At 65.9% G+C, this 26,536-nt stretch carries 26 protein-coding genes; 9 read left to right on the top strand and 17 right to left on the bottom strand.

Annotation, left to right across the window (positions count from 1 at the left end; all coding sequences use genetic code 11):
* From IOC82_RS07175 to coxB, 12 genes are all read right to left on the bottom strand, one after another.
* Positions 1–3,375 (bottom strand): EAL domain-containing protein, encoded by a 3,375-nt coding sequence (locus tag IOC82_RS07175; protein ID WP_290545500.1) that lies wholly within the window; start codon positions 3,373–3,375, stop codon positions 1–3.
* Positions 3,376–3,439: 64 nt separating this feature from the next.
* On the bottom strand, positions 3,440–4,015 hold the full coding sequence (locus tag IOC82_RS07170) for a GNAT family protein (RefSeq protein ID WP_290545499.1): 576 nt from the start codon (positions 4,013–4,015) through the stop codon (positions 3,440–3,442).
* Positions 4,016–4,023: 8 nt separating this feature from the next.
* Positions 4,024–5,283, bottom strand: coding sequence for a pitrilysin family protein (locus tag IOC82_RS07165; RefSeq protein ID WP_290545498.1), 1,260 nt, complete (start codon positions 5,281–5,283; stop codon positions 4,024–4,026).
* A gap of 14 nt (positions 5,284–5,297) precedes the next feature.
* A complete protein-coding gene (thrC, locus tag IOC82_RS07160) occupies positions 5,298–6,689 on the bottom strand; it encodes a threonine synthase (protein ID WP_290545497.1) in 1,392 nt (463 codons plus the stop codon).
* A gap of 70 nt (positions 6,690–6,759) precedes the next feature.
* Positions 6,760–7,506, bottom strand: a complete 747-nt coding sequence (locus IOC82_RS07155; protein WP_290545496.1) for an SURF1 family protein — start codon at positions 7,504–7,506, stop codon at positions 6,760–6,762.
* Positions 7,503–7,877, bottom strand: coding sequence for a DUF983 domain-containing protein (locus IOC82_RS07150; protein WP_290545495.1), 375 nt, complete (start codon positions 7,875–7,877; stop codon positions 7,503–7,505). The genes IOC82_RS07155 and IOC82_RS07150 overlap by 4 nt, the downstream gene beginning before the upstream one ends.
* A 68-nt stretch (positions 7,878–7,945) precedes the next feature.
* Positions 7,946–8,800, bottom strand: a complete 855-nt coding sequence (locus IOC82_RS07145; RefSeq protein ID WP_290545494.1) for a cytochrome c oxidase subunit 3 — start codon at positions 8,798–8,800, stop codon at positions 7,946–7,948.
* Between the two features lie 12 nt (positions 8,801–8,812).
* Positions 8,813–9,391 carry a cytochrome c oxidase assembly protein gene (locus tag IOC82_RS07140; RefSeq protein ID WP_290545493.1) on the bottom strand — a complete coding sequence of 193 codons (579 nt, stop codon included), beginning with the start codon at positions 9,389–9,391 and terminating at the stop codon, positions 8,813–8,815.
* A complete protein-coding gene (locus IOC82_RS07135; protein WP_290545492.1) occupies positions 9,391–9,540 on the bottom strand; it encodes a hypothetical protein in 150 nt (49 codons plus the stop codon). The genes IOC82_RS07140 and IOC82_RS07135 overlap by 1 nt, the downstream gene beginning before the upstream one ends.
* Positions 9,541–9,548: 8 nt before the next feature.
* Positions 9,549–10,505 (bottom strand): heme o synthase, encoded by a 957-nt coding sequence (locus IOC82_RS07130; protein ID WP_290545491.1) that lies wholly within the window; start codon positions 10,503–10,505, stop codon positions 9,549–9,551.
* Between the two features lie 16 nt (positions 10,506–10,521).
* Complete coding sequence (gene ctaD, locus IOC82_RS07125; RefSeq protein ID WP_290545490.1) at positions 10,522–12,165, bottom strand: cytochrome c oxidase subunit I; 1,644 nt, start codon at positions 12,163–12,165, stop codon at positions 10,522–10,524.
* Positions 12,166–12,185: 20 nt separating this feature from the next.
* Positions 12,186–13,085 carry a cytochrome c oxidase subunit II gene (gene coxB, locus IOC82_RS07120; protein WP_290545489.1) on the bottom strand — a complete coding sequence of 300 codons (900 nt, stop codon included), beginning with the start codon at positions 13,083–13,085 and terminating at the stop codon, positions 12,186–12,188.
* 317 nt (positions 13,086–13,402) lie between these two features.
* Between coxB and IOC82_RS07115 the strand changes: the two genes are divergently transcribed.
* The 4 genes from IOC82_RS07115 (at position 13,403) to IOC82_RS07100 (ending at position 17,613) form a co-directional block, all read left to right on the top strand.
* On the top strand, positions 13,403–14,092 hold the full coding sequence (locus tag IOC82_RS07115; RefSeq protein WP_290545488.1) for an invasion associated locus B family protein: 690 nt from the start codon (positions 13,403–13,405) through the stop codon (positions 14,090–14,092).
* A 121-nt stretch (positions 14,093–14,213) separates the two neighbouring features.
* Positions 14,214–15,641: a metalloprotease TldD gene (gene tldD / locus IOC82_RS07110; protein WP_290545487.1), complete on the top strand. Its 1,428-nt coding sequence runs from the start codon at positions 14,214–14,216 to the stop codon at positions 15,639–15,641.
* An 8-nt stretch (positions 15,642–15,649) separates the two neighbouring features.
* On the top strand, positions 15,650–16,261 hold the full coding sequence (locus IOC82_RS07105; protein ID WP_290545486.1) for an HAD family phosphatase: 612 nt from the start codon (positions 15,650–15,652) through the stop codon (positions 16,259–16,261).
* Positions 16,258–17,613, top strand: coding sequence for an MATE family efflux transporter (locus IOC82_RS07100; RefSeq protein WP_290545485.1), 1,356 nt, complete (start codon positions 16,258–16,260; stop codon positions 17,611–17,613). The genes IOC82_RS07105 and IOC82_RS07100 overlap by 4 nt, the downstream gene beginning before the upstream one ends.
* A 6-nt stretch (positions 17,614–17,619) precedes the next feature.
* Here IOC82_RS07100 and IOC82_RS07095 read toward each other — a convergent pair whose 3' ends face one another.
* Positions 17,620–17,871 (bottom strand): DUF1127 domain-containing protein, encoded by a 252-nt coding sequence (locus IOC82_RS07095; RefSeq protein WP_290545484.1) that lies wholly within the window; start codon positions 17,869–17,871, stop codon positions 17,620–17,622.
* A gap of 153 nt (positions 17,872–18,024) precedes the next feature.
* On the opposite strand from IOC82_RS07095, the gene IOC82_RS07090 reads away from it, so the two are divergent.
* Complete coding sequence (locus IOC82_RS07090) at positions 18,025–18,918, top strand: LysR substrate-binding domain-containing protein (RefSeq protein WP_290545483.1); 894 nt, start codon at positions 18,025–18,027, stop codon at positions 18,916–18,918.
* A gap of 10 nt (positions 18,919–18,928) precedes the next feature.
* Here IOC82_RS07090 and IOC82_RS07085 read toward each other — a convergent pair whose 3' ends face one another.
* Both IOC82_RS07085 and IOC82_RS07080 read right to left on the bottom strand, forming a co-directional pair.
* Positions 18,929–20,275, bottom strand: a complete 1,347-nt coding sequence (locus tag IOC82_RS07085) for a glutamate--cysteine ligase (protein WP_290545558.1) — start codon at positions 20,273–20,275, stop codon at positions 18,929–18,931.
* 117 nt (positions 20,276–20,392) lie between these two features.
* Complete coding sequence (locus IOC82_RS07080) at positions 20,393–21,127, bottom strand: 16S rRNA (uracil(1498)-N(3))-methyltransferase (protein WP_290545482.1); 735 nt, start codon at positions 21,125–21,127, stop codon at positions 20,393–20,395.
* Positions 21,128–21,152: 25 nt separating this feature from the next.
* Between IOC82_RS07080 and ubiA the strand changes: the two genes are divergently transcribed.
* Genes ubiA through IOC82_RS07060 form a run of 4 tightly spaced genes read left to right on the top strand, consistent with a single transcriptional unit; the run spans position 21,153 to position 24,430 of the window.
* Positions 21,153–22,091 (top strand): 4-hydroxybenzoate octaprenyltransferase, encoded by a 939-nt coding sequence (gene ubiA / locus IOC82_RS07075; protein ID WP_366935655.1) that lies wholly within the window; start codon positions 21,153–21,155, stop codon positions 22,089–22,091.
* The gene (locus IOC82_RS07070) at positions 22,088–23,410 is read left to right on the top strand and encodes a metallopeptidase TldD-related protein (protein ID WP_290545480.1); all 1,323 of its coding nucleotides are present in this window, start codon (positions 22,088–22,090) and stop codon (positions 23,408–23,410) included. The genes ubiA and IOC82_RS07070 overlap by 4 nt, the downstream gene beginning before the upstream one ends.
* Positions 23,403–24,182, top strand: coding sequence for a 3'(2'),5'-bisphosphate nucleotidase CysQ (locus tag IOC82_RS07065; protein ID WP_290545557.1), 780 nt, complete (start codon positions 23,403–23,405; stop codon positions 24,180–24,182). Before IOC82_RS07070 ends, IOC82_RS07065 begins: the two co-directional genes overlap by 8 nt.
* Positions 24,179–24,430 (top strand): DUF4170 domain-containing protein, encoded by a 252-nt coding sequence (locus IOC82_RS07060; protein ID WP_290545479.1) that lies wholly within the window; start codon positions 24,179–24,181, stop codon positions 24,428–24,430. The genes IOC82_RS07065 and IOC82_RS07060 overlap by 4 nt, the downstream gene beginning before the upstream one ends.
* Before the next feature lie 256 nt (positions 24,431–24,686).
* Here IOC82_RS07060 and IOC82_RS07055 read toward each other — a convergent pair whose 3' ends face one another.
* Positions 24,687–25,688 (bottom strand): bifunctional riboflavin kinase/FAD synthetase, encoded by a 1,002-nt coding sequence (locus IOC82_RS07055; protein ID WP_290545478.1) that lies wholly within the window; start codon positions 25,686–25,688, stop codon positions 24,687–24,689.
* Between the two features lie 12 nt (positions 25,689–25,700).
* On the bottom strand, positions 25,701–26,528 hold the full coding sequence (locus IOC82_RS07050; RefSeq protein ID WP_290545477.1) for a TIGR01459 family HAD-type hydrolase: 828 nt from the start codon (positions 26,526–26,528) through the stop codon (positions 25,701–25,703).
* Positions 26,529–26,536 lie beyond the last annotated feature (8 nt).

Below are 26,536 nucleotides of genomic sequence, written 5' to 3'. Positions count from 1 at the left end.
CTAAGCTTCGCCCGCACCGGGCAGCGCCACCTGGCGCTGCCGCTTGCGCCGGCGGCGCATGGGCGGGGGCGAAACCTCGGGAATCGCGGCTGCGGGCTGGGGCTCAGCCGCGGGCGGCTCATCCGCGACCGCGGCGGCCGCTTCCTCCGTGGCTTCAGCTGCAGGCGCAAGTTCGATCGCCTCAGCGACGACAATGGTCTCTGCCACAACGATGGACTCTGCCCCGGACACAGCGCCGGAGGGCGGGAGCGCCGCCTCAGCCTTAGCCGGCACAGTCTCTTCCTTTGGCACGGGGTCAGGCTCCATGCGGCGGCGCGGATAGGGGCGCGCCGGGCGCTTTTCGGGCTCGGGGCGCTGCACATCCTCGGCCGTCACGCGGCGCAGTGCGGGCTTCGGCGGCGGGTCCTTGATTGCGCGCTCCCACAGCCAGGTGATGGCGGTGCGGCCGGAAGTATGGGCATAGGGCAGGCCCGCCAGCGCATCGTTCACCTGCTTCGCCGACATCGGCTTGCCGATGAAGAAGCCCTGGCCATAGTCGCAACCGAGCTCGCCAAGCCGGTCGACCTGGTCCTGGTTCTCGATGCCCTCGGCCACGATGGCGAGGCCCAGCTCGTGCCCCATGGCGATGATCGATTGCAAGATCACCACGGCGCGCTGGTCCTGCGCCTCCTGCGAGATGAAGCTGCGGTCGACCTTCAGCGTGTCGAAGGGCAGCTTCCTCAGGCTTGAGAGCGAGGAATAGCCGGTGCCGAAATCGTCGCAGGAGAGGCCGACGCCCAACTCGCGGAAACGCTCGAGAATCTGCGCCGCGCGCTCCGGGTATTCCATGACGAGGGATTCCGTCACCTCGATCTTGAAGCTGCCGCGCAGCAGACCCTCGCGCCCGATGATCTGCTTAATGTCGTCGAGCAGGCTCGGCTCGATGAGCTGCGCCGACGAGATGTTGACGGCGATGAAGGCGGGCTCGGCCGACCGGTAGGCGCGCTGCCAGATGCCGAGCTGGCGGCCGGCCTCGTTCACCACCACGCGGCCGATGTCCCGGATCATGCCGGTTTCCTCGGCGAGGCTCAGGAAGCTCTCGGGCGCAAGGAGGCCCATCGCCGGGTGGCGCCAGCGCACCAGCGCCTCGAAGCCCGCGAGATGCATGTCGGCAAGCCGCGCGATGGGCTGGTAATGGACCTCGATCTCGTTCCTCTCGATGGCGCGGCGCAGCTCCGCCTCGAGCACCATCAGTTCCGCGCGGTCGTCGACCATAGCCGGGTTGAACAGCTCGACCTTGCCCGTGCCCTTGCGCCGCGCCTCGTAGAGGGCCACGGCGGCCTCCTTCATCAGCCTCTCGGCGTCCTGCGCTTTCGGGCGGTACTGCGCGACGCCGACGGAGGCCGTGAGGAAATATTCCTGGTCTTCGAATTTCACCGGCCGGCCCACAGTATCGAGCAGCGCCTGGGCGAAGGCATCCACGCCGCGGCCCCCCGGCGCCTCGTGATAAAGAATGGCGAACTGGTCGCCCGGCAGGCGCGCCACCGTGTCCACCATGTCCGCCTCGGCCTTGAGGCGGCGGCCGATGATGGAAAGAAGCGCGTCACCCGCCTCGTGGCCCATGGCGTCGTTGACGATCTTGAAGCGGTCGAGGTCGACCAGCAGCACGAACAGCCCGGTGGCCGCACCCGGTTCCAGCCCGTCGATCGCCCGCTGCAGCCGGTCGGCGAAGAGTGCGCGGTTGGGAAGGCCCGTCACCATGTCGTAAACGGCGTCCTTCAGCAGGCGCTCCTCGGCGATCTTGGCATTGGTGACGTCGGTGATGGTGCCGATGCAGCGCGCCGCACGGTAGCCGTTGCCGCCGGTGATAGAGCGCGCCCTGAGCTCGAACCAGCGGTAGCTGCCATCGCCATGGCGGAGCCGGAACTTGCGCTCGATGGGGTTCCGGCCGTCAGCTTCCGCTTCCGCGATGGTGGCGAGATAGGCGGAGCGGTCGGCCGGGTGCATGAGCTCGAGAAAGGCCTCGCCCGCCGCATCCTCGAAGGCATTGGCGGGTTGGGTCAGCGCGCGGGCGATCTCGGGGCTGAGGAAGAGTTCGCCCTCCTCCGGCTGCCAGTCCCACACGAAGGCGCGCGCCCCGGCGAGGGCAAGGGCATGGCGCCCCGCCTCGCGGAAGAAGTGGCGCGACAGATAGCCCTGCGCGAAGGCGTGATGCGCCAGAACGAAACCCAGCATCACGAGCAGCGCCGCAAGCCCCACCGCCACCACCCCGGCAATCGAGGAGCCGGGGTCGCTGAATAGCGCCGCCAGCACGGCCAGCATGGTCCACAACAGCACGGCGGTCCAACTCAGCACAGCCGTCTCGGCCTTCACCTCGCCGCGCCTCCAAAGATAAACGACGAGAAAGAACCCGCCGAGCGCGGTGAGTGCGAAGACGAGGCGCGCCAGGGCCACCGCCAGAATCGGTTCGGCGATGCCATAGATCGGAATGGCGAAGGCGAGGCAGGCGGCGATCAGCAGCAGGTTGGCCGCTATGCGCGAGAGGCGCCCGAGGTCTGCCAGCATGGCCAGAAGCAGCAGCAGGAAGCCCGCCATCAGCCCCTCGAAGACGGCGCGCAGCACCTGCAGGGTGAAGCCTGTCATGCCCGACTGGGCGGTGAGCACGGTGAGGTGGCCCGCCTCCAGCAGCATGAAGCCGATGGAGGCCAGCGCAAAAGCACCCGCCACCGGGAAGAGCGCACGCGCCCGGAAGCCGTAAAGCAGGAACATGGCGAGCGCGATCAGCACCGAAATGCCGAGCAGCGCGCCGCGGAAGAAGGAGATGAAGTCCTTGTGCGCGTCGAAGGCGGCGCGCTGCCACATGGTGACGGGGAGCACGCCGCCCGTCACCTCGAAGGCGACCGACACCGTGCCACCCGCCGGGAGGCTGAGCAGATAGGCGCTTTCGCCCGGCACCGGGGGCAGGTTGCCAAACTGCCCGCTACCCGCCAGCGCCGTGCCATAGACGCGCGGCCCCACCAGCCGCGGCGGATAGAAGCCGGAGCCCGTGAAGCCCTGGTGCGGCACAGCGAGCACGACGGAAACGGGGTCCTTGGACGTGTTTCGGAAGGCGGCAGCCACCCAGTTGAACACCGGTCCCGGCGCCTTGGCGGTGAGCGTCATCTGCAGGGCCGCGCCCTCGCCGCCATCCGGCCGCTGGATGGCGATCTCGCGCTCGGGCGTTTGCAGCCCGGCGAGGAAGCCTGTGATATCCTGCTGCGGAAGCGGCCGCGAAATGTCGATGATGTCCACGGCAAGGCTGGGCCGCGCCAGCCCCAGTGCGGCTGCCAGCAGCAGAACGACGAACAGCAGATTGACGGACGGGAAGCCTCCCGACCTGTATCCACCCCACCTCATCCGATCACCTAAGCTGCGCCGCACCCTCATGACAAGGAACGTTACACCATAGGGTTACTCGGCGTCAGCCTGAAAGCCGGGCAAACAGAAGATGATCGCGCCACTCGCCGGCGATCTTAAGGTAGCCGCGCGCCTGCCCCTCATAGGCGAAGCGGCATTTGTGCAGGAGGCCGATGGAGGGCGTGTTGTGGGGAAGGCAGGCCGCCTCCACGCGGTGCAGGCCCAGGTGCCGGAAGGAAAAATCGCAGATGAGCCCCACCGCGGACGTCATGTAGCCCTTGCGGACATGGGGTTGGCCGATCCAGTAGCCGAGTGTCGCCGTCTGGGCGACGCCACGGCGCACATTGGACAAAGTGAGCGCCCCAACCAGCACCTCGCCCCCGCGGTCGAAGATGAAATAGGGGTAGGCCATGTCCTCGTCGATGTCGCGCCAATACTGCCGGATGCGGCTTCGGAAGGCGGTGCGGGTCAGGTCGTTGGCGGGCCAGATCGGCTCCCATGGGGTGAGGAAGTCGCGGCTCTGCGCCCTGAGTGCCGCCCACTGCTCATAATCCGCCATGTCTGGCACCCGGATCAGCGCGCGGCCATCCTGAAGGGTGGGGGGCGGGTCGGCGACGAAGGGTGAGCGAAGGAAGGCCATATCACTGCTTACGCAAATTGCCTGGCGATCTTATCGTAGACTGCCATGTCGACAATGTGGCCGACGGCGCTGAAGGCCGGCTTCTGGTGGCGGAACAGGCGCTCCGCCAGCGCCCGCACTTGTTCGGGCGTCACCGCCTCGATCTTGGCGGTGAGCGTCGAAATGGCTGGCACCTCACCGAAGGCGAGGAACTGGCGGGCAATCTGGTCGGCGCGGCCCGAGGCGCTTTCGAGGTTTATGACGAGACTGGCCTTGAGCTGCGCCTTGGCGCGCGCCACTTCCGCTTCCGTCACTTCCCGCGCCACCGACAGCATCACCTCCGAGGTGAGGCCGAGAAGCTCGTTCGAATGTTCGGGGGATGTGGCGGCATAGACTCCCACCTGCCCCGCATCCTCGTAGGCCGAGCCGAAGGAGAAGACGCTGTAGCAGAGGCCGCGCTTCTCGCGCACCTCCTGGAACAGGCGGGACGACATGCCGCCGCCGAGGATGTTGGAGAGCACCTGCAGCACATAGATATCCGGGTGGCGGTAGCCCGGCGCCTCGAAGCTCAGCACAATGTGAGCTTGGTCCAAGGGCTTTTCCGCCGTGCAGCAGGTGGGCAGGAAAGACGGCGTCTCGCGCTTCGGTTCGCTGCCTTCCGCAATGGCGCCCAGAAGCCTTGCAGCTTCCGCCGCGAAGGCTTTGTGGTCGATGTGGCCGGCGGCGGCCACGACGATGCGCGCGCCCCAGTAATTGCGGTTGCGCCAGTCGAGGATTTGCTGGCGGGAAACGCCGCCGATCAGTTCCTCGGTGCCGAGGATGGAGCGTGCCAGCGGATGGCCGCCGAAGCTCGCCGCCTGGGCGAGGTCAAAGACCAGGTCATCCGGCTGGTCATGGGCGGCGGCGATCTCCTGCAGGATCACGTCGCGCTCGCGCTCGAGCTCCTCCTCATCGAGAGCCGGCGCGGTGAAGATGTCGGCCAGAATGTCGAGGGCGAGTGCCCAGTCCTGCTTGAGGACGCGGGCGTAATAGGTGGTGGTCTCCATGCCGGTGGCGGCATTGATTTCGCCGCCGGCAGATTCGATTTCCTCGGCGATGGCGCGGGCGGAGCGGCGGGGCGTGCCCTTGAAGGCCATGTGCTCGAGGAAATGCGCGATGCCGTTCTCCTCCGCCCGCTCGTCGCGCGCCCCGGCCTTGACCCAGATGCCAAGTGCCGCCGTCTCCAGATGCGGCATGTGGTGGGTGACGACGTGGATGCCGTTGGGAAGGCGGGTGATCTCGACACTCATACGCTTACTCTCGTTCAGGCCTGCTGCTGCGACAGGATGAAGTCACGCACCCGGCCCACGTCATTGGGCAATACTGTGAACCGTTCCTTGGCGCTGAGCAAGCCGGAGAGGCGCGGCGGCAGGCCGGGGCGGATGCCGGAGGCCTTCTCCACCGCATCGGGGAACTTGGCGGGATGCGCGGTGGCAAGCGTCACCATGGGGCTTGCCGAGGCGTCTGCCTTGCGCGCGACGGCATAGCCCACCGCGGTGTGCGGGTCGAGCAACTCGCCCGTTGCCGCCAGCGTCTCGCGGATGGTGAGCGCCGTTTCGGCCTCATCCGTGGCGCCGGAACCGAATTCATGGCGGATCTGTTCGAGCTCGCGGTCGCCGATGGTAAAGCTCCCTGACTGGGCGAGGCTCGCCATGAGGTGGCGCACGGCATTGGGATCACGCGCATAGGTGAGGAACAGCAGGCGCTCGAAATTGCTCGAGATCTGGATGTCCATCGACGGGCTGGTCGAGGCCTTGACCCCGCGCTGCTCGTGGCGGCCGGTCTTCAGGGTGCGGTCGAGGATGTCGTTGACATTGGTGGCGATGACCAGGCGGTCGACGGGGAGCCCCATGCGCTTGGCCACGAGCCCTGCGAAGATGTCACCGAAATTCCCCGTCGGCACGCAGAAGCTGACCGCGCGGCCCGGAGCACCGAGCGACAGCGCTGCGGTCACGTAATAGACCGTCTGCGCCATGATGCGCGCCCAGTTGATGGAGTTGACGCCGGCCAGCCCCACCTTGTCACGGAAGGCATGGTCGTTGAACAGCGCCTTCACGATCGCCTGGCAATCGTCGAAATTGCCTTCGATGGCGATGTTGTGAACGGAGGAGCTGTCGACCGTCGTCATCTGGCGGCGCTGCACCTCCGAGACGCGGCCGTGCGGATGCATCATGAAGACGGTGGCGTGATGCGAGGACTTGAAGGCCTCGATGGCGGCACCGCCGGTGTCGCCGCTCGTCGCGCCGACGATGGTGGCGCGCGTCCGGCGCCCGGCCAGCGCCCAGTCCATGAGGCGCGCCAAGAGCTGCATCGCCACGTCCTTGAAAGCCAGCGTCGGCCCATGGAAGAGTTCGAGCAGCCACTGGTTGTCGTCGAGCTGCTTCAGCGGCGCCACCGCCGGGTGGCCGAAACTCGCATAGGCTTGGGTGATCATGCGTTTCAAGTCAGCCTCGGGCACGGCCCCGCCGATGAAGGGGTGCATCACCGCGAAGGCCACGTCCTCGTAACTCTTGCCCTGCAAGTGCGTGAGGGTGCGGCCCGGCAGCTGGGGCCAGACGGCCGGCACATAGAGCCCGCCGTCGCGGGCGAGACCGGTGAGCAGAACGTCTTCGAAACCGAGTTCCGGGGCTTCGCCCCGGGTCGACACATAACGCAAGTCCGCCACCCCTCAAGGATCTAAGGCAGCTTTAGCCCCCGGCCCGCAGGCCTTCAAGCGGAGCTTTGCCTCACCTCAGGGCATGCCAGTTCTTCTGCCGCCGGCGCAGGTCGAAGATATAGAAGCCCGCGACGCCCAGCAGGGTTGCCGCCAGGCCGAACCAGGTGATGGCATAGCCGAGGTGATTGTTGGCGAGATCGGCCTTTGGCTCCTGCGGCTTCGGGAACTCCACGCCATTGTCTGTGGGCACCAGCTGGATGGCGAAGGGGAAGGGCTTCAGCTCTGCGGCCAAGCCGCTGGCCGCCAGCATGGCCTTGACGTCCCACCAATACCACATGCCGGACGAAGGATCGTTGACCGGGTCGAAATAGCCCTGGCCATAGGGATGGGTGCGGATGACGCCCTCGATCTCCTGCGGGCCGTCGAGCATCGTGTAGCTGTCGAGCCGCTGGCCGGGCAGGCGGCCGCGGTCGACGATCGCCGCCCAGCCATCGGCGGATGCCACCGGCGCAATGATGGTCCAGCCCTGGCCGCCCTCATAGCCCGAGAGCATCTTCATGCGCGGCTGGTTCTTGTAGGTGCCGGTGAACTTGACCCGCACGAACTCGACGTTGCTGCCGGCGCGCGACATGTTGAGGGCGGTCGGCAGGTCGACGGATTCGGCGGCTGCATTGGCGGCAAGCTGGGCGAGCAGCGCCTCCTTCCAGGCGAGCCGCTTCACCTGCCAGGCGCCGAGCGAGACGAGGATGGCGAAGCCGATAACGCTGGCCACCAGCACCGGCCAAGTGCGCGGCGGGCGTTCGTGCGGGCGGATCATTTCCGCAGGCGTCCTTCGCGCGCGCCGGTCTTCCATTGCTGGTTGATGAGCACGCCCTTCACCGGGCGCAGCAGCAGCATGGGCAGGATGACGAGCACCGGAACGGCAATCAGCGCATGCACCCAATAGGGCGGGCTGTAGGCCGCCTCGACGCCGAGGATGGAGCCGGCACCGGCAAAACAGACAAACAGCATGACGAACCACGCCGCCCCGTCGCCGCCATCGGCGAATGCATAGGAGAGCCCGCAGCTCTGGCATTTGCCGGCGAGCGTGAGATAGCCGTCGAACAGCTTGCCCCGGCCGCAGCGCGGGCAGGCGCCGGCAAGGCCCGTCCTGAGGGGCGAGAGGTCGGGGTAATAGACGTCGTTCATCCAGTTCTCGAAGCAGGGGGGCCGCAGCGGTTGTCCGATGCGGCCCCAGACGAGCAGAAATCCGGCGGTCAGCCTTCCGGAATGATCACGCCCGCCGAGCTCCAGATATAGACGGTGGCGAACAGGAACAGCCAGACCACGTCCACGAAGTGCCAGTACCAGGCCGCCGCCTCGAGGCCGAAATGCGCTTTCGGCGTGAAGGCGCCCCTGGAGGCGCGGATCAGGCAGACAAGCAGGAAGATGGTGCCGATGATGACATGGAAGCCGTGGAAGCCCGTGGCCATGAAGAAGGTCGAGCCATAGATGTTGCCGCCATTGTCGCGGTTGAAGGCGAAGGCGGCGTGCGAATATTCATAGGCCTGGACCATGGTGAACAGCACGCCCAGCAGCACAGTGGCGAGCAGGCCCATGTTAAGGCCCTTTCGGTCGTTGTTCAGCAGCGCATGATGCGCCCAGGTGATGGTGGTGCCCGAGGTCAGCAGGATCAGCGTGTTGATCAGCGGCAGGTGCCAGGGATCGAAGATGATCACACCCTTGGGCGGCCACACGCCGCCCGTGGCGGCGGCGCGCGAGGCCTGGATCGCCTCGCCGGGGAACAGGCTGGCGTCGAAGAAGGCCCAGAACCAGGCAACGAAGAACATCACCTCGGAGGCGATGAACATCAGCATGCCATAGCGCAGGTGGAGCGCCACGATAGGCGTATGGTGCTGCTGGTTGCCCTCGTTGATGACGTCCCGCCACCACATGAACATGGTGTAGAGCACGCCGGCAAGGCCAATCAGCATCACCGCCGGGCTCAAATCGCCGTGCATCCAGAACACGGCGCCCACTGCGAGAACGAAGGCCGAGACTGAGCCGACGAACGGCCAGGGGCTCGGGTCGACCAGGTGGTAATCGTGATTCTTGGCGTGGGCGTCAGCCATGTCCCCTACTCCTTAGTTCGCGACGCTGGCGGGGGCCTCAGTCTTGGCCTCCGTCACAGCCTTAGGCTTGTCCACCGGATAGAAGGTATAGGACAAGGTGATTTCATCAATGCCCGCCGCGTCCGGATCCTTCAGCATGTCCGGGTCGACAAAGAACATTACGGGCATCTCGATCTTTTCGCCGGGCTTCAGCGCCTGCTCGGTGAAGCAGAAGCACTCGATCTTGTTGAAGTACGCGCCGGCCTGCGGCGGCGACACATTGAACACCGCAGTGCCGGTGACCGTGCGGCCGGACTGGTTAATGGCCTCGTAATAGGCCATGGACTGTTCCCCGAACTTCACCTTCACCGCGCTCTGCACGGGGTGAAAGGCCCAGTCCAGCTTGCCGGAGGTGTTGGCGTCGAAGCGCACCGAGACCGTTTTGTCCAGCACTTGGCCGGGCGCGGCATCGGCGCGCTGCACCGTGCCACCATAGCCCGTAACCTGGCAGAACAGACGGTAGAGCGGCACCGAGGCATAGGTGAGGCCGATCATCCCCGCCACGGTGGCGGCCGACAACACAACGACGCGGACATTGCGCTGCTGCTTCATCACATGCTCCGCATCGCGATAGAGCCGCCGAGGCGGACGACGGTCGTCACGAAGAACAGCACCACGAGTGCCACGAGGATAAGCGCCATGGCGATGGCGCGCTTCTTGCGGCGCGCCATGTCTTCCGGGCCGAAGGGGGTATTGGTCATCGCATCCTTCATCCGAAGACCGGCGCAAAGCTGGCAACGCCGGCCGCCCGCTCGGCAAGGATCAGCGCAAAGACGATGAACAGCCACATGGTGGAGAAGCCGAACAGCTTCTTGCACGCGATTTCCGCCGCCTGTCCCTCACGGATACGGTAGACGCGCCAGGCATACCAGATGAACATGACGCCAAGGCCGGTACTGGCGGAGAGATAGAGCCAGCCCACCGTGCCGGTCAGCGCCGGGAACAGGGTGACGGGGAACAGGAGAAGCGAATAGAGCAGGATCTGGCGCCGCGTCTCGTCAGTGCCTGCCACCACCGGCAGCATGGGCACACCGGCACGAGAGTAGTCCGCATTGATCTTTTTCCACAGGGCCAGAGCCCAGAAGTGGGGCGGCGTCCAGGTGAAGATGATGAGGAACAAGGCAATGGAGCCGAGGTCGATCGAGCCCGTCACCGAAACCCAGCCGACCATGGGCGGGAAGGCGCCCGCCGCACCGCCTATCACGATGTTCTGCGGCGTCAGCCGCTTCAGCCACATGGTGTAGATGGCGATGTAGAAGAAGATTGTAAAGGCTAGGAGCGCCCCCGCCAGCACATTCACGAGCAGGCCCAGCACGAGAACCGAGCCGGCGGCGAGCACCATGCCGAAGCCCAGCGCTTCCGGCGGGGTGACCGCGCCGGCGGGAACAGGGCGCTTCGCGGTGCGCTTCATCACCGCGTCGATATCGGCGTCATACCACATATTGAGGGCGCCGGCGGCGCCCGCCCCCACCGCGATCGCCAGCAGCGCCACGAAGGCGAGCCAGGGGTGCAGCATGCCGGGCGCCGCAATGAGCCCCACGAAGGCGGTGAAGATGACGAGCGACATCACGCGCGGCTTCAGCAGCGCGAAGAAGTCCCTCACCGTGCCCTGTCCGCCGGATACGGCGGCCGGGGTTTCGGCGAGCTGGGCGTTGATGTCGGTCATCGTGTCGTCAGCCGGCTTACCTGATCACCGGTAAGGTGGAGAATTGGTGGAACGGCGGCGGAGAGGACAGCGTCCACTCCAGCGTCGTGGCGCCCGCGCCCCACGGATTGTCGCCCGCCTGGCGCTTCCTCGCGAAGGCGTCGTACACGCCATAGAGGAAGATCAGCACGCCGACGGCCGAGATATAGGAGCCGTAGGAGGAGATCTGGTTCCAGCCCGCGAACACCGTCGGATAATCAATATAGCGGCGCGGCATGCCGGCCAGGCCAAGGAAGTGCTGCGGGAAGAACACCATGTTGACGCCGATGAACGTCACCCAGAAGTGCAGCTTGGCGATGCCCTCGCTGTACATGTAACCATACATCTTGGGGAACCAGTAATACCAGCCCGCGAAGATGGCGAAGACAGCGCCGAGCGACAGCACATAGTGGAAGTGGGCAACCACATAATAAGTGTCGTGCAGCACGCGGTCGACGCCGGCATTGGCCAGCACCACGCCGGTGACGCCGCCCACCGTGAACAGGAAGATAAAGCCGAGCGCCCAGATCATCGGCGCCTTGAACTCGATCGACCCGCCCCACATGGTGGCGATCCACGAGAAGATCTTCACACCTGTCGGCACCGCGATGATCATCGTGGCGGCCACGAAATAGGCCTGCGTGTCAGCGTCGAGGCCGACGGTATACATGTGGTGCGCCCACACGATGAAGCCGACGACGCCGATCGCCACCATGGCATAGGCCATGCCGAGATAGCCGAACACCGGCTTCCTCGAAAAGGTCGCCACGATCTGCGAGATGATGCCGAAACCCGGCAGGATGAGGATGTAGACTTCCGGATGGCCGAAGAACCAGAACAGATGCTGGAACAGCACCGGGTCGCCGCCGGCCGACGGAACGAAGAAAGAGGTGCCGAAGTTGCGGTCGGTCAGCAGCATGGTGATGCCGCCGGCGAGAACCGGGAGCGACAAGAGCAGCAGGAAGACGGTGACCAGCACCGACCACACGAACAGCGGCATCTTGTGCAGAGTCATGCCCGGTGCGCGCATGTTGAAGATGGTTGTGATGAAGTTGATGGCGCCGAGGATCGACGAGGCGCCCGCAATGTGCAGCGACAGGATGGCGAAGTCCATGGCGGGGCCGGGCTGGCCGGTGGTCGACAGCGGCGGATAGATGGTCCAGCCGCCGCCCGTGCCCATGGCTCCAGGCGGGCCTTCGACGAACATCGAGATAATGAGCAGGCCCAGTGCCGGCGGCAGCAGCCAGAAGGAAATGTTGTTCATGCGCGGGAAGGCCATGTCGGGGGCGCCGATCATGAGCGGCACGAACCAGTTGCCGAAGCCGCCGATCATCGCCGGCATGACCATGAAGAAGATCATGAGCAGGCCGTGCGCGGTCACGAACACATTGTACATGTGCTTGCCCGCGTCGATCGCGGCATCTTCCGGCGTGCCGTAGACCATGGTGGCGAGGCCCTGGAAATACTGAATCCCGGGCTCGGCCAGTTCCATGCGCATGACGATCGACAGAATGCCGCCGATGACGCCTGAGAAAATCGCGAACCACAGGTACATCGTGCCGATGTCCTTGTGGTTGGTCGAATAGACGTAGCGCTTCCAACCGGTCGGGTGGTCTTCGTGCGCAGCGATTGCGTGTGCCATTCTAAATGCCTCGTTCCCGATTACTTCTGAGCCAGCTGGCCACCGGCGGCTTCCGCGCTGGCGAGATACTTGTAAGCCTCTTCAAGCCCGGCGGTCTGGGCGGTCTTGGCCCAGGTGTCATAGTCCGCCTGCGAGACGACGTGCACCTCTATCGGCATGAAGGCGTGGTCCTTGCCGCAAAGTTCCGAACACTGGCCATAGAACACGCCCTCGCGCTTGGCGTGGAACCAGTCCTGGTTCAGGCGGCCGGGGATGGCGTCGATCTTCATACCGAACTGCGGGATGGTCCAGGCGTGGATGATGCCGTCCGGGTCGGACGTGACGATGAGCTTCACTGTCTTGTTCACCGGCACGACGACCGGATTGTCGGTCTTCAGCAGGTAAGGAATCTTGGCCTCTTCGGCGCTCTTAATGTCGCGCGCCCGGTCGTCGAGCGTGGCGGTGAAGGAGACCTTGGCCGAACCGTCGTCGTTGAGGCCCAAATCGGGATATTCGTAAGTCCAGTTCCAGCTGGGGTTGCCGATAACCTTGATGGTCATGTCGGCGGCCGGGATGTCGCGCTGGAGATAGAGCAGCTTGAAAGAGGGAACGGCAATCGACACGAGAATGATGATAGGGATGACCGTCCAAAGCACCTCAACCGTGGTGTTATGCGTGGTGCGGGACGGCACCGGGTTGGCTCGCGCATTGAACTTCGACATGACATAGAGCAGAAGGCCCAGCACGAACAGCACGATCACGGTAATGACGACCAGCAGATAACTGTGCAGGCTGTGGATTCCGGCCATCGAGGGTGAGTTCGAAGGCTGCAGCCCCATCTGCCAGGGATGGGCATAGCCATCGATCGCCCAAGCCGCCGGGGCGCCTGCCACCCCTGCCACAAGGGCGAGTCCTGCCGTCAATGTGTTGCGAAACGTCATCGTCACCCTCTCTCATCAGCGCCTCGCGGAAACCACGCGAGGCTGCGGGGGCCACAGCTGTCCCTGGAGACCCCACTCCAAACAGTGTGTGTGAACCACATTCGACGCCCCGCCGCAACTTGGGCAGGCGCGGCAAAACGTCGTGCCGCGACCCGTTTCGGCTGCAACCGGAATTCCGCCCCAATTCCCCCGAAAACCAGCAGGCGTCAACCCGGAAAACCGGCGTCGCCCCAGCGGATTTTGCGGTCGATGCGGGTTGTCTAAGCCAAACGGCGGCGCTAAACCCGCCGAATCGGGATTTCAGAAGGTAGAACTCCGTGCGAACCACCATGAAGCCGAGCCGCCTGCTCGCCCTCACCTCCCTCGGCCTCGCGCTCGGCCTGGGGCTGTCCGGCATCGCGGCCGCCCAGGACGACACCGCCGCCCAGAAGCAGGATCAGCAGGCTCCCGCCGATGCCCAGCAGGGCGGCCAGCAGCAGTTCGGCCCGCGCGCCAAAAAGGCCGGCCAGCAGCAGGCCCAGCCCGGCCAGCAGCAGGCCCCCAAGATCGATTTGATTGCCGAAAACGGCCAGTGGAAGGTGCAGTGCGAAACCGTGCCGCCGATGGAAGGCCAGCCCGGCGGCCGCCAGTGCGGCATGGTTCAGGTCACCAACAGCGAGAAAAACCCCAAGGCCTCTCTTACGCTTGTCATCGTCAGCACCAAGCAGAACGGCAAGCAGCTTTACAATATGCGGGTGATCGCCCCCATCGGCGTGTTCCTGCCCACCGGCGTGGCGCTCGAGATCGACGGCAATGCGGTGGGCCGCGTGCCATTCACCCGCTGCATGCCGCAGATCTGCATGGCCTTCGCGGAAGCCAGCCCCGACACACTGGCGAAGCTCAAGAAGGGCAAGGCCGCCAACTTCATCATCTACGAGGCGCCCGGCATCGGCCTGCCGATGAAGCTGTCGCTCGATGGTTTCTCGGCGTCCCTTGCCGCCCTCGACAAGGCCAGCAACGGCGGCTGATCCGCTCCTTATCCTGCATCGAACGGGGGCCGTTCCGCCGGAACGGCCCCTTTTCATGTGTGGCGGAATGTGCGCCGCTCACCTATCTTGGTCACTGACAGCTTCTCACACAGGTGATCCCGTGCCCGCCAATGCCCCCGTTTCCCTTTTCGACTCCGATGATTTCAGCCGTGCCGAGGCCGAAAGCCTCGTCGCCGATACGCTGAAAGGTGCGGAGGATGGCGAACTCTTCGTCGAGAAGCGCCAGACCGAGAGCCTGGTCTGGGACGACGGCAAGCTGAAATCGGCGAGCTTCGATGAAAGCCAGGGCTTCGGCCTGCGCGCCGTGCGCGGCGAAACCGCGGCCTATGCCCATGCGACCGACCTGTCGATTGCCGCGCTGCGCCGGGCGGCCGAAGTGTGCCGCAGCGTGGCGGCGGACGGCAATATCGTCCACGCCGTGGCGCCGGAGCGCACCAACCGCAAGCTCTATGCCGACACCAACCCGTCCGAGGCGATGGGCTTTCCCGAAAAAATCGCGCTCCTGCAGAAAGTCGATGCCTATGCCCGCAGCCTCGACCCGCGGGTGAAGCAGGTGTCGGTCTCCATGGCGGCGGACTGGCAGGCGGTGGAAATCCTGCGCGGCGACGGGTCCAGCTACCGCGATGTGCGCCCGCTGGTGCGCTTCAACGTGTCGGTGGTCTCCTCCGACGGCAAGGAGCAGGGCCAGGGCAGCCATGGCCTTGGCGGCCGCGGCGAGCCGCTGTCCTATTTCACCGACGATGTCTGGATGGCCGCCACGCAGGAGGCGCTGCGCCAGAGCCTGGTTTCGCTTGAGGCGCGGCCCGCGCCTGCGGGCGAGATGGATGTGCTGCTCGGCCCCGGCTGGCCCGGCATTCTGCTGCATGAGGCGGTGGGCCACGGCCTTGAAGGTGACTTCCACCGCAAGAAGACATCCGTCTTCACCGGCATGCAGGGCCAGCGGGTGGCGTCCAAGGGTGTCACCATCGTCGATGACGGCACCATCGCCAACCGGCGCGGCTCGATCACCATCGACGACGAGGGCACGCCCTCGAACTGCACCACGCTGATCGAGGACGGCATTCTGGTCGGCCTGATGCAGGACCGGATGAATGCCCGCCTCATGGGTGTTGCTCCCACCGGCAATGGCCGCCGCCAGTCCTATGCCCATGCGCCCATGCCGCGCATGACCAACACCTACATGCTGTCGGGCGAAAGGGAGCCGGAGGAAATTCAGCGCTCGATCAAGCGCGGCCTCTTTGCCAAGTCTTTCGGTGGCGGCCAGGTGGACATCACCTCGGGCAAGTTCGTGTTCTCCTGTACCGAGGCCTACCTGATCGAGGACGGCAAGATCACCATGCCGGTGAAGGGCGCCACCCTGATTGGCGCGGGCGCCGATGCGCTCACCCGCATCTCCATGGTCGGCAACGACATGGCGCTCGATTCCGGCGTCGGCACCTGCGGCAAGCAGGGCCAGGGCGTGCCCGTCGGCGTCGGCCAGCCGAGCTTGCGCATCGACCGGCTCACCGTCGGCGGCACGGCTGCCTGAATAACGCAATGAAGCCCGAGGCCGTCATCTTCGACATGGACGACGTGCTGTGCCGCTACGACCTTGGGCGCAGGCTGAGGGCGCTTGCCCGCATCACCGGCCAGACGCCGCGCGACATCCGCGCCGCCATCTGGGACTCGGGCTTCGAGGATGCCGCCGACACCGGCGGCTATCCCGATCCGGATGATTATCTCCGCGAATTTGGCCAGCGCATCGGCGTTGCGCTGACGCGTGCGCAATGGGTGGAGGCGCGGCGCGAGGCGATGACGCCCTGGCCCGACATGCTGGGGCTGGCGAAGTCGATCGGCGGCCAGGTGCGAATCGCCATCTATTCCAACAACGGCCCGCTCACCAAGGCCGCCCTCTCCGAACTCTTCCCGGCCTGTACCGATATCTTCGCCGAGCATTACCATTCCTTCGAGTTCGGCCTGAAGAAGCCGGACCCCAGGAGCTTCCTGAAGCTCATGGAACGCATGGGCACAGACCCCGCCCGCTGCTGGTTCATCGACGACAAGAAGTCGAACGTGACGGGCGCGCGCCTGGCGGGCCTCGCGGCCCATCACTTCGTCAGCCACGAACAGCTGGTGCCGGACGTGCGCGTCATGGGCCTTGCCGCATGAGCCACGCGGCCGGGGACAAACGCACCGCACCCTTCGTCACCGGCTCCACCATGCGCCATGTGGTGGTGATGACGCTGACGGGTGCGGTGGGCCTGATGGCGCTGTTCATGGTCGACCTCGTCGACCTGTTCTTCCTGTCGCTTCTGAACGACACGGAAGTGACGGCGGCCATCGGCTATGCCGGCACCATCGTGTTCTCGAACCTGTCGGTGTCGATCGGCTGCGGCATCGCCGCGGCGGCGCTCGTGGCGCGCAACGTCGGCGCGGGCGACCAGGTACGGGCAAAGCAATTTGCCACCAGCGCGCTGATGTTCGCGCTCATCACCGCGTCGCTCATCACGCTCGCCATCGACTTGGGGAGCGGCGCGCTGCTCTCGCTGCTCGGCGCCCATGGCGAGGCGCGGCGGCTGGCCCAGCTCTTCATCTGGACGCTGTCGCCCGGTTATGTGCTGATCGCCGGGGCGATCTCGTGTTCCTTCATCCTCCGCGGCCTGGGCGACGCGCGGCGCGCCATGTACATCACGCTGTCCACGGCCATCGTCACGGCCTGCGCCGACCCCGTCTTCATCTTCGGTTTCGGCTGGGGCATCCAGGGCGCGGCGGCGGCCACCGTGCTGGGCTATATCGTGTCTTTCGGCATCGGGCTCCATGGCGTGGTGCGGGTGCACCGATACATCAACCCGTTCCGGCTCTCAGGCCTGAAGCGCGATTTCCCGCCGCTCTGGGCCATCGCCTTCCCGGCCATCCTCACGCAGCTCGCGCAACCCTTCGCCAATGCCTACATCACCTATGAGATCGCGCCCTTCGGCGATGAATCGGTGGCGGGCTTCGCGATCGTCGGGCGGCTCGTTCCGGTGGCCTTCGGCATCATCTTCTCGCTCGCCGGTTCGGTCGGGCCCATCATCGGCCAGAACTATGGCGCCAAGCGCCATGACCGGGTGCGCCGGACACTCACCGACGGGCTGATTTTCTCGGCAGTTTACACGCTCCTCACCTCGCTCCTGCTCTTCCTGTTCCGCCACCAGATCGCCGAGGCCTTCAACGCGGCCGGCCGCTCGCGCGATCTCGTGGTTTTCTTCTGCACCTTCATCGGCATCAGCTGGGCCTTCGCGGGCGGGCAGTTCGTGGCCAATGCCGCCTTCAACAACCTTGGCCGCCCCACGCTGTCGAGCTGGTTCAACTGGGCCAAGGCAACGCTTGGCACCATTCCCTTCGCCATCATCGGGGCGCGCATGGGCGGCCCGGAGGGGCTGCTGGCGGGAACCGCGCTCGGCTCCGTTATCTTCGGCATCGCATCGGTGATCACTGCCTATAGGATTGTCGGGCGAAGCGAGACGGGAGCCGCGCGATGAGCCCGTTCACGGCCCACGCCGGCGGCGGCGGTTGGCCTGTTCTTCCAGCTCCAACGCGGCATTGACGCTGAGCGGCAGGCCCGCGGCCCAGCGCACCTCCGAGCGGGTGACGCCGATGTCGTCGAGCAGGAAGTCGTCCAGCGTGTCGAGCCGGGCAACCGCCCGGCGGGCGCGCCAGTTGCGGATCAGGTTCCACAGCAGCGCCAGGCTTCCGGTTGCTTCCGCGGCTTCGGCACGATGCTGGGCATAGTCATTCATGGCACAGTCCTCCTCGTTGACGGAGAGGACCATTCCCCTTCCGCCGTCTGGCTCCTCCCGGGAGCCCGCATTCGTCTTGCGATGGTTGAAGAATGCACGCGGGCTATTGATTTATCCAACGAATGTATTTTATAGTATCAATCACGATCAGTGATGGGTTTTGCCATGATCCCGAACCTCGACATCGACCTCTTGAAGACCTTTCTCGCCATTTCGGACACTGGCAGCTTCACCCGTGCCGCCGAGGAGGTGAACAAGACCCAGTCCGCCGTTTCCATGCAGATGAAGCGGCTGGAGGAACTGCTGAGCCGCCCGCTCTTCGCGCGTGATGGCCGCGCCAGCCGCTTCACGCCCGATGGCGAGCGGTTGGTGGAATATGCGCGGCGGCTGGTGGCGCTGAACGATGAGGCAGTGGCCACTTTCAAGCGCCCGGAACTCACCGGCACGGTGCGCTTCGGCACGCCGGACGATTATGCCGACCGCTTCCTGCCCGAAATCCTCGCCCGCTTTGCCCGCACCCACCCGCTGGTGACGGTGGATGTCGACTGCCTTAACACCTCCGTCCTTTTCGAACGCACCAGGCGCGGCGAATTGGACCTGGCGCTCGTCACCTTCGGCTGCAATGTCCAGACCGATGAGCCGGTGCGGCGCGAGCCGCTCGTCTGGGTCACCTCGGCACGGCATTCGACGCATCTGCTGGAGGTCATGCCGCTCGCCGTCTCGCATGGCGGCTGCGAGTGGCGCGCCACTGTGCTCGCGGCGCTGGAGAAGATTGGCCGCAAATACCGCGTCGCCTATTCCAGCGCCAACTCCAATGCCGTGAACGCCGCGGTGCAATCCGGCCTCGCGGTGGGCGCCGTTCCCGAACTTTGCGTGCGCCCCGGCATGCGTGTGCTCACCGAGAAGGACGGCTTCCCGCCGCTCGGCTCCTTCGAAATCGGCCTGATGAGAAAGCCCGGCCGCGGCAGCTCCGCCGTGGAAGCTCTCGTCCGCCACGTGGCCGAAAGCCTGGGCAACTTCAATGTGGGTATGATGGCGGCGGAGTGAGCGGCGGCACTCAATAGGCGAAGTCGCGGAACACTCTCGTCACGTCCTGGCGCCAGTGGCCGTTGTAGAGCGCGAGCAGGTTCTCGGCCGCCGTCTTGCCGCTCTGGGCGATCTCGTCGAGCGGGTCGAGGAAGGCCGCTTCCGTCCTGCCCTTGCAGCCCTGCTGCCCCCGCGCCTCAAGACCGGCGCGGGCGATCTTCAGCACGTCCCCGGCGATATGCTGAACCTTCCGTCCACGGATCGTTGCGTGCAGCGCCTGCCGCGGCACGTCATCGCGCAGCGTCTGACGCTCTTCCGCCGTCCAGTCCTTCACGAGGTCCCACGCCGCATCGAGCGAGGCCTGCTCATAGAGCAGCCCGACCCACAGCGCGGGGAGCGCGCAGAGCCTCCGCCACGGGCCGGAATCCGCACCCCGCTGCTCGAGGTATTTCTTGAGCCGCACCTCGGGAAAGATAGTGGTGAGGTGATCGGCCCAATCCTTCATCACCGGCTTCTCGCCGGGAAGCTGCGGCAACCGGCCATCGAGGAAGGCGCGGAAGCTCTCGCCCGCGGTGTTGATGTATTGGCCGTCGCGCATGACGAAATACATCGGCACGTCGAGTGCATAATCCACATAGCGCTCGAAGCCGAAACCATCCTCGAAGGCGAAGGGCAGCATGCCGGCACGCGCATTGTCAGTGTCGCGCCAGACTTCCGAACGATAGGACAGGAATCCGTTGGGCTTGCCGTCGAGGAAGGGCGAATTGGCGAACAGCGCCGTGGCGACGGGCTGCAGCGCCAGCGACACGCGGAGCTTCTTCACCATGTCGGCTTCCGAGGCGAAATCGAGGTTCACCTGCACCGTGCAGGTGCGGAACATCATGTCGCGGCCCTTCGTGCCCACCTTGTCCATGTAGGGCGCCATGATGCCATAGCGGCCCTTGGGCATGACCGGCGTTTCGGCGAGGCCCCACAGCGGCGAGGCGCCCAGCCCAAGGAAACCGATGCCCAGCCTGTCGCCCACCTCGCGCACCTGGGTCAAATGCTCATGCACCTCCTCGCAGGTCTCATGCACGGTATCGAGGGGTGCCCCCGAGAGTTCGAACTGGCCGCCCGGTTCGAGCGACACGTTGCCCAGCCCCTTGGGGTCCGACAGCGCGATGATGTTCTCGCCCTCATAGACGCCGGTCCAGCCATAGCGGTCCTTCAGCCCGTCAAGCAGCGCCTCGATGGAGCGGGGGCCGTGATAGGGCACGGGCTTCAGCGTGTCGGTGAGGAAGGGGAACTTCTCGTGCTCGGTGCCGATCTTCCATGCGCTCTTCGGCTTCGAGCCCGAAGCCAGTTCCTCGATGAGCTGGGCCTTGGTCTCGATGGGCATGCGCGCTTTGGGCGTGTCGGGGGCGGGTCCGCTCAACGGTTCGATCCTGTCAAAATTGTGTCCGAGGATGTAGGCGGCCCGCCTCCATCCGGCAAGCGAAGATTCGGAATGGGCCCATCAGGGCTTGCGATGCCAGTCGCCCAGCACGGCCTGCACCAGCGTCAACGCCGCCACCGCCGCCGTGTCCGCCCGCATGATGCGGGGGCCCAGTGAAATCGCCGTGACGAAGGGCAGCGATGTGAGCAGCGCCTTCTCCTCATCCGTGAATCCGCCCTCGGGCCCGATCAGCACCGCAGCCGGCGCGCGGAGCTGGCGCAGCGCGTCGATGGGGTTGGCGATGGCCGCCGTCTCGTCGCAATAAACGAGTGCCCGGTCCGTCTCCCAGCCGCGCAGCAGCTTCGGCAGCGTCACCGGCTCATGCACCTCCGGCACAAACACGAGGTTGCATTGCTCGGCCGCTTCGATGACATTGGCCTTCATGCGATCGAGGTTCACCCGCTCCGCGATGGTGCGCTGGGTGATGACGGGGCGCAGCCGGCGTGCCCCCAGCTCGGTCGCCTTCTGCACAACATAGTCGAGGCGCGCATGCTTCAGCGGCGCGAAGCAATAGTCGATATCCGGTGGCGGCGTGACGGCTGAAACCTGCCGCTCGCAGCGGATCCGGACACCCTTCTTCGTTGCCTCCGTGAGATAGGCCAGCCACTCCCCGTCGCGCGCGTTGAACACCGAAATGGGATCGCCCGCGGAGAGCCGCAGAACGCCCGCAAGATAGTGCGCCTGCTCCCGGCCGAGAGCGATCTCCCGCCGGGTTTCAAGCCCGGCATCGAGGTGGAGGCGAGGGGTGGTCTTCATGAGGGTCCCGGTGTACACCGCCGCCATGAGCGAGACCAGCCACCCCGAACCCCGCATTGCGGACGCGCTGCCGGACCATTGGGCCGACCGCCTGTTGCCCGGTGCGCTCAGGCCCTATGCCCGGCTGATGCGGCTCGAACGGCCCATCGGCTGGTGGCTCTTGCTGCTCCCCTGCTGGTGGGGCCTGACGCTCGGGCAAATCGCCCAGGGCGGCGGCGTGCCGAACCTCTGGTATGCCGCGCTCTTCCTGATCGGCGCCATCATCATGCGCGGCGCGGGCTGCACCCTGAACGACATCGCCGACCGCAACTTCGACGGCCGCGTGGAGCGCACCAGATTGCGGCCCATCCCGGCAGGCCAGGTGAGTGTAACGCAGGCGCTGGCTTTTCTCGTGCTGCTCTGCCTCCTGGGCCTTGCCGTGCTGCTACAGTTCAACGGGTTCACCGTGGCCACGGGGGCGGCCTCGCTTCTCATTGTCGCGGTCTACCCCTTCATGAAGCGCATCACCTACTGGCCGCAGGCGGTGCTGGGGCTGGCCTTCAACTGGGGGGCACTGGTGGGCTGGGCGGCGACTCACGGGTCGCTGTCGCTGGCGCCCCTCCTCCTCTATGCCGGCGGCATCAGCTGGACGCTGGCCTATGACACGATCTATGCCCACCAGGACAAGGAGGACGATGCGCTGATCGGCGTGAAATCCACGGCGCTCAAGTTCGGCGACAAGTCGATCCGGTGGCTTGCCCTGTTCTTCACGCTGGCCATTGTCCTGATCGACGCCGCGGCCTGGGTGGCGGGCGCCGGCCTCATCGCCCATATTGGCGTGGCCGCCGCTGCGCTGCAGGCGGCCTGGCAGCTCGCCCGTTTTGAGCCTGACAATGGCGCGCGCTGCCTTGAACTATTCCGCTCGAACCGCATATTCGGCCTCATCATCACCTCCGGCTTTCTTCTGGATTCGCTCCTCACATGATTGACGATCTCATTGCCCTGGCCGGCGAGGCCGTGGCCCACGCCCGCAAACTCGGCGCCGATGCCGCGCACGCCGCGGCCGCCGACGGCCGCTCCACCGAAATCTCCGTGCTCGACGGCAAGATCGAGAAGCTGGAGCAGGCGGAGGCACGCGACATTTCGCTCAAAGTCTTTGCCGGAAAATCCTCCTCATCGATCTCGGGCAGCGTGCTGACGAGGGAGGCGATCCACCGCCTGGCTGAAAATGCGCTGCGCATGGCGAAGCTCGCTCCGCCCGATCCCTATGCCGGCATCGCGGACCCTGGCCAGCTCGCCACCGACATCCCCGAACTCGACCTCGCCGCCAATGACCTGCCCGATCCCGCGAAGCTCGAAGAGCTGGCGAAACGCGCCGAGTCGGCGGGGCTGGCCGTCAAGGGCGTCACCAAATCCTCAGGCGCTGGCGCCTCGCGCTCCGAGACCTCGGTGGGCATCGTCATCTCCAACGGCTTCGCGCAAGGCTACACGCGCACCGGCGTGAGTGTTTCCATGTCGGCGATTGCCGGCGAGGGCCTCGGCATGCAGCGCGACTATGATTATTCCTCTGCCATCCACTTCGCCGATCTGCGCGATCCGGAGGTGATCGGCCGCAGCGCGGGCGGGCGGGCGGTCGAACGCCTCAACCCGCGCAAAGTGAAGTCGCAATCCGTGCCGGTGATCTATGACCGCCGCGTCGCCTCGGGCCTCATCGGCCATTTGCTTGGCGCCATCAATGGCGCCGCCATCGCGCGCGGCACGTCCTTCCTCAAGGATGCGCTGGGCCAGCAGATTTTCGGGTCGCACATCACCATCACCGAGGACCCGCATATGCTGCGCGGCCACGGCTCGCGCCCCTTCGACGGCGAGGGCCTTGCCTGCCACCGCCGCAACCTCATCGAGGATGGCGTGCTCACGGGTTGGTTCCTCGACCTGCGCTCGGCGCGCCAGCTGGGCCTTCCGCCCACCGGCCAGGGCTCGCGCGGCGGGCCGTCCACGTCCAATGTCTTCCTGCCCGCCGGCGCGGAAACGCCGGAGGAGCAGATCAAGTCGCTGAAGCAGGGCCTCTATGTCACCGAGCTCATCGGCGCCTCGATCAACAACGTGACGGGCGACTACAGCCGCGGCGCGTCCGGCTTCTGGATCGAAAACGGCGAGCTGACCTTTGCGGTGAGCGAGATCACCATCGCCGGAAACCTGAAGGACATGTTCAAGACCGTCCGCCCGGCTTCCAACCTCGAATTCCGCTCCCCGGTGTCCGCCCCCAACTGCCTGGTCGAAGGCCTCACCATTGCCGGTGTCTGACGCGGAGCTTCTCGCCGATGTGGTGCGCGAGGCGGGTGAGCTCGGGCTCTCGCTTGGTCGGAATAAAAACTTGAAACATTGGACCAAGCCCGACGGCAGCCATGTCACCGAGGGCGACCTCGCCATCAACGCGCTGTTCGAGCGGCGCCTGCGCGCCGCAAGGCCAGGCGACGGCTGGCTGTCGGAAGAAACGCCCGACGACCCCCGGGCCCGCATGGCGCGGGACCGGCTGTGGATCATCGACCCCATCGACGGCACCCGCGCCTTCCTCGAAGGCCGCGCGGAGTGGTGTGTGGCGGCGGCCTTGGCCGTCAACGGCCGCCCGGTGCTCGCCGCCGTGTACACGCCGCGCCATGACGAATTCTTCGTCGCCGCCTTGGGCGAAGGCACAACCCTCAACGGCGCCCGCCTGTCGATGCGGGATCAGGCCGCGCTCGAAGGCGCCCGCATCGCCGGCAACCGCAAGGCTTTGGCGGGCCTCGCCCATCTCGGTATCTCGGCCGACCCTTCTGGCGCGCTTCCCCTGCAGCTGCGGCTTGCCCATGTCGCCGCGGGCCGCGTCGCCGCGGCCGTTTCCATCGGCAATCGCAATGACTGGGACCTGGCGGCGGGCGAATTGCTGGTCGCTGAGGCGGGCGGCCGCGTCTCCGGCACATCCGGCGAAGGATACATTTACAACCGCGCCCAGCCATGGCAGCAAGGCCTCGTTGCTGCAGGTGCGAAGCGCCATGCGGCGCTGATCGACGCCCTGAACAGCCAGAGGACCCCATGACGAAGAGCACGCCCAAGCCCGGACAGCAGCTTCTCCACCTGGTGTTCGGGGGCGAGCTCGACGACGTGAAGTCGGTGACCTTCAAGGACCTCCACAAGCTCGACGTGGTGGGCTTCTACCCCAATTATGCCGAGGCCCATCAGGCCTGGCTGGCCAAGGCGCGCGAGACCCTGGACAACGCCCAGATGCGCTATTTCATCGTCCACCTGCACCGCCTGCTCGACCCGTCCACGCAGAAGGCGGACTGAGGAGCGGGGCCGGCGGCAGGCTGGGCCAATGACCCGTTCCGGCAATCTCCGCGCCATTCTCGCCATGGTCGTTTCCATGGGCTCCTTCGTGGCCTCCGGCGGCTGCATGATGCTGGCCATGGAGCATGCGCCAGATCAATAGCTTGAGCATGATCTTATCGCAAAAGCGGTTCCACTTTCGTGGATCATGCTCTGGCCCAATGCGGGGATCAGGCCGAGGCAGACGGCGAGCGCCGGTGTGACGAGCAAAGGGGGTTCAGATTTTTCCCTCCGCCTGCAGCCGCCCGAGCGGGAAGGCCAGCATGGCATCGTCCGGCGCGCTGAGCCTCTTCACCGCCGCATCGCAGTCCATCTTCATCTGCGTGACCAGTTCATCGATGGACGCGAAGCGCTTGTCGCCGCGAATGAGGTCAATGAACTCGACGAACAGCTGGCGGCCATAGAGATCGCCCTCGAAGCCGATGAGATAGACTTCGAGGAAGGTGCGCCCCGTGTCGAAGGTCGGCCGGTTGCCGAAATATCCTGCCCCCTGCCACACTGGGGCAGCGGGCGTCTGCGCATCGCGCACCCTGACCGCATAGATGCCGCGATAGGGGTCGGCCCCCTTGTCGAGCACAATGTTCAGCGTGGGAAATCCGATGGTCCGCCCGCGCTGGTCGCCCTTCACCACCTCGCCCAGCACGCTCCAGCGATAGCCAAGCTCGCGCGCCGCCGTTTCCACATGGCCGTGGCGCAACGCCTGGCGGATGTTGCTCGACGAGAAGGGCGAATGCTGGCCGCCCTCGTCCGTCACCTGTTCGACGATTGTGACGCCGAAACCGAATTTCGCGCCCAGCTCCGTCATGGTGGCGGGGCTGCCCTTGCGGCCCTTGCCGAAGTGGAAGTCGTAACCCATCACCACATGCTTGACCGCCAGCCGCTCCACCAGGTGCAGCCGCACGAAGTCCTCCGGCGGCAATTCCGACAGCGCCCTGTCGAAATCCAGCACCGCCAGGAAGGAGGCGCCCAGCGCCGCAACGAGCCGGGCTTTCAGCGGCCCCGGGGTAAGCCGGAACACCGGCTCGTCCGGCCTAAAAAAGCTCCTCGGATGCGGCTCGAAGCTGACGACACCCCAGGGCAGGCCCAGCCGCGCGCCCTCCGCCGCCGCTTGCGCCAGCAGCGTCTGGTGGCCGCGGTGCACGCCGTCGAAATTTCCGACAGCGGCGACGCCGCGGCGGCAGGCTTCAGGAACCGGCGACAGGCCCGCGATCAGTTGCATTCCGGTCCCTTATCAAACCCACGACAGGTCATGGACGGTGGCCACGATGCGGGCGTGCGGCACGGCGTTCAGCACCCGCGCCTCCGCCACATGCAGCCCCTCGCCCGCATCCGTCACCCCTTCTGCAACAAGCAGCGCGTCGAGGCCATAGTCGGCAGCGCCGCGGATATCGGTCTCCGGCCCGTCGCCAATCGCCAGGATCTCGGCCCGGCCGATGTCCTTGCCCGTGATACGCCGGGCCTCGGCCAGCGCGAGGTCATAGATCGGCGCGAAGGGCTTGCCCGCCATCAGCACCTCGCCGCCCCGCGCCTGGTACATCTCGGCGAGTTTGCCCGCGCAATAGAGGATGCGGTCGCCCTTCTTCACGATCTTGTCGGGGTTGGCGCAGATCATGGCAAGGCCGCGCCGCTTCATGTCATCGAGCAGCGGCTGGTAATCCTCAAGCCTGTCGTTGAGATCGTCGAACAGCCCCGTGCACAGCACGGCCTCGGCCGCGTCGAGGCCGACGCGCGCCACCCCTGTGCCCTCGTAGATCGACAGGTCGCGGGCGGCGCCCACGTGATAAACGCCCCGGTCCCCATGCAGCTTCATCAGCACCTGCGTGACATCGCCCGAGGTTACGATGCGGTCGTGCGAGGCAGGGTCGACGCCGATTTCGATGAGCTGCCTCTCCACACCCAGATTGCTGCGCGGCGAATTGGTGACGAGAATGACGGCGCCGCCCCTGGCGCGGTGCCGCTTCAGCGCCGCCACCGTGATGGGAAAAGGCGCCACGCCATTGTGCACCACGCCCCAGATGTCGCAGAACCATATGGGATAGGCGTCGGAAAATTCCCGCATGACCGGCG

It is taken from the genome of Aestuariivirga sp. (genome assembly GCF_020252395.1).
In the GTDB taxonomy this organism is placed as follows: domain Bacteria; phylum Pseudomonadota; class Alphaproteobacteria; order Rhizobiales; family Aestuariivirgaceae; genus Aestuariivirga.
Note: the sequence above shows the minus strand (reverse complement) of the source record. Positions and strands in the feature narration are given on the sequence as shown.

Coding starts and splice junctions, on each gene's coding strand:
- IOC82_RS07175 (WP_290545500.1), bottom strand. CDS start 3,375: ATGAGGTGGGGTGGATACAGGTCGGGAGGCTTCCCGTCCGTCAATCTG.
- IOC82_RS07170 (WP_290545499.1), bottom strand. CDS start 4,015: ATGGCCTTCCTTCGCTCACCCTTCGTCGCCGACCCGCCCCCCACCCTT.
- IOC82_RS07165 (WP_290545498.1), bottom strand. CDS start 5,283: ATGAGTGTCGAGATCACCCGCCTTCCCAACGGCATCCACGTCGTCACC.
- IOC82_RS07155 (WP_290545496.1), bottom strand. CDS start 7,506: ATGATCCGCCCGCACGAACGCCCGCCGCGCACTTGGCCGGTGCTGGTG.
- IOC82_RS07150 (WP_290545495.1), bottom strand. CDS start 7,877: ATGAACGACGTCTATTACCCCGACCTCTCGCCCCTCAGGACGGGCCTT.
- IOC82_RS07145 (WP_290545494.1), bottom strand. CDS start 8,800: ATGGCTGACGCCCACGCCAAGAATCACGATTACCACCTGGTCGACCCG.
- IOC82_RS07140 (WP_290545493.1), bottom strand. CDS start 9,391: ATGAAGCAGCAGCGCAATGTCCGCGTCGTTGTGTTGTCGGCCGCCACC.
- IOC82_RS07135 (WP_290545492.1), bottom strand. CDS start 9,540: ATGACCAATACCCCCTTCGGCCCGGAAGACATGGCGCGCCGCAAGAAG.
- IOC82_RS07130 (WP_290545491.1), bottom strand. CDS start 10,505: ATGACCGACATCAACGCCCAGCTCGCCGAAACCCCGGCCGCCGTATCC.
- ctaD (WP_290545490.1), bottom strand. CDS start 12,165: ATGGCACACGCAATCGCTGCGCACGAAGACCACCCGACCGGTTGGAAG.
- coxB (WP_290545489.1), bottom strand. CDS start 13,085: ATGACGTTTCGCAACACATTGACGGCAGGACTCGCCCTTGTGGCAGGG.
- IOC82_RS07105 (WP_290545486.1), top strand. CDS start 15,650: ATGAAGCCCGAGGCCGTCATCTTCGACATGGACGACGTGCTGTGCCGC.
- IOC82_RS07100 (WP_290545485.1), top strand. CDS start 16,258: ATGAGCCACGCGGCCGGGGACAAACGCACCGCACCCTTCGTCACCGGC.
- IOC82_RS07095 (WP_290545484.1), bottom strand. CDS start 17,871: ATGAATGACTATGCCCAGCATCGTGCCGAAGCCGCGGAAGCAACCGGA.
- IOC82_RS07090 (WP_290545483.1), top strand. CDS start 18,025: ATGGGTTTTGCCATGATCCCGAACCTCGACATCGACCTCTTGAAGACC.
- IOC82_RS07085 (WP_290545558.1), bottom strand. CDS start 20,275: ATGCCCATCGAGACCAAGGCCCAGCTCATCGAGGAACTGGCTTCGGGC.
- IOC82_RS07080 (WP_290545482.1), bottom strand. CDS start 21,127: ATGAAGACCACCCCTCGCCTCCACCTCGATGCCGGGCTTGAAACCCGG.
- ubiA (WP_366935655.1), top strand. CDS start 21,153: ATGAGCGAGACCAGCCACCCCGAACCCCGCATTGCGGACGCGCTGCCG.
- IOC82_RS07070 (WP_290545480.1), top strand. CDS start 22,088: ATGATTGACGATCTCATTGCCCTGGCCGGCGAGGCCGTGGCCCACGCC.
- IOC82_RS07060 (WP_290545479.1), top strand. CDS start 24,179: ATGACGAAGAGCACGCCCAAGCCCGGACAGCAGCTTCTCCACCTGGTG.
- IOC82_RS07055 (WP_290545478.1), bottom strand. CDS start 25,688: ATGCAACTGATCGCGGGCCTGTCGCCGGTTCCTGAAGCCTGCCGCCGC.
- IOC82_RS07050 (WP_290545477.1), bottom strand. CDS start 26,528: ATGCGGGAATTTTCCGACGCCTATCCCATATGGTTCTGCGACATCTGG.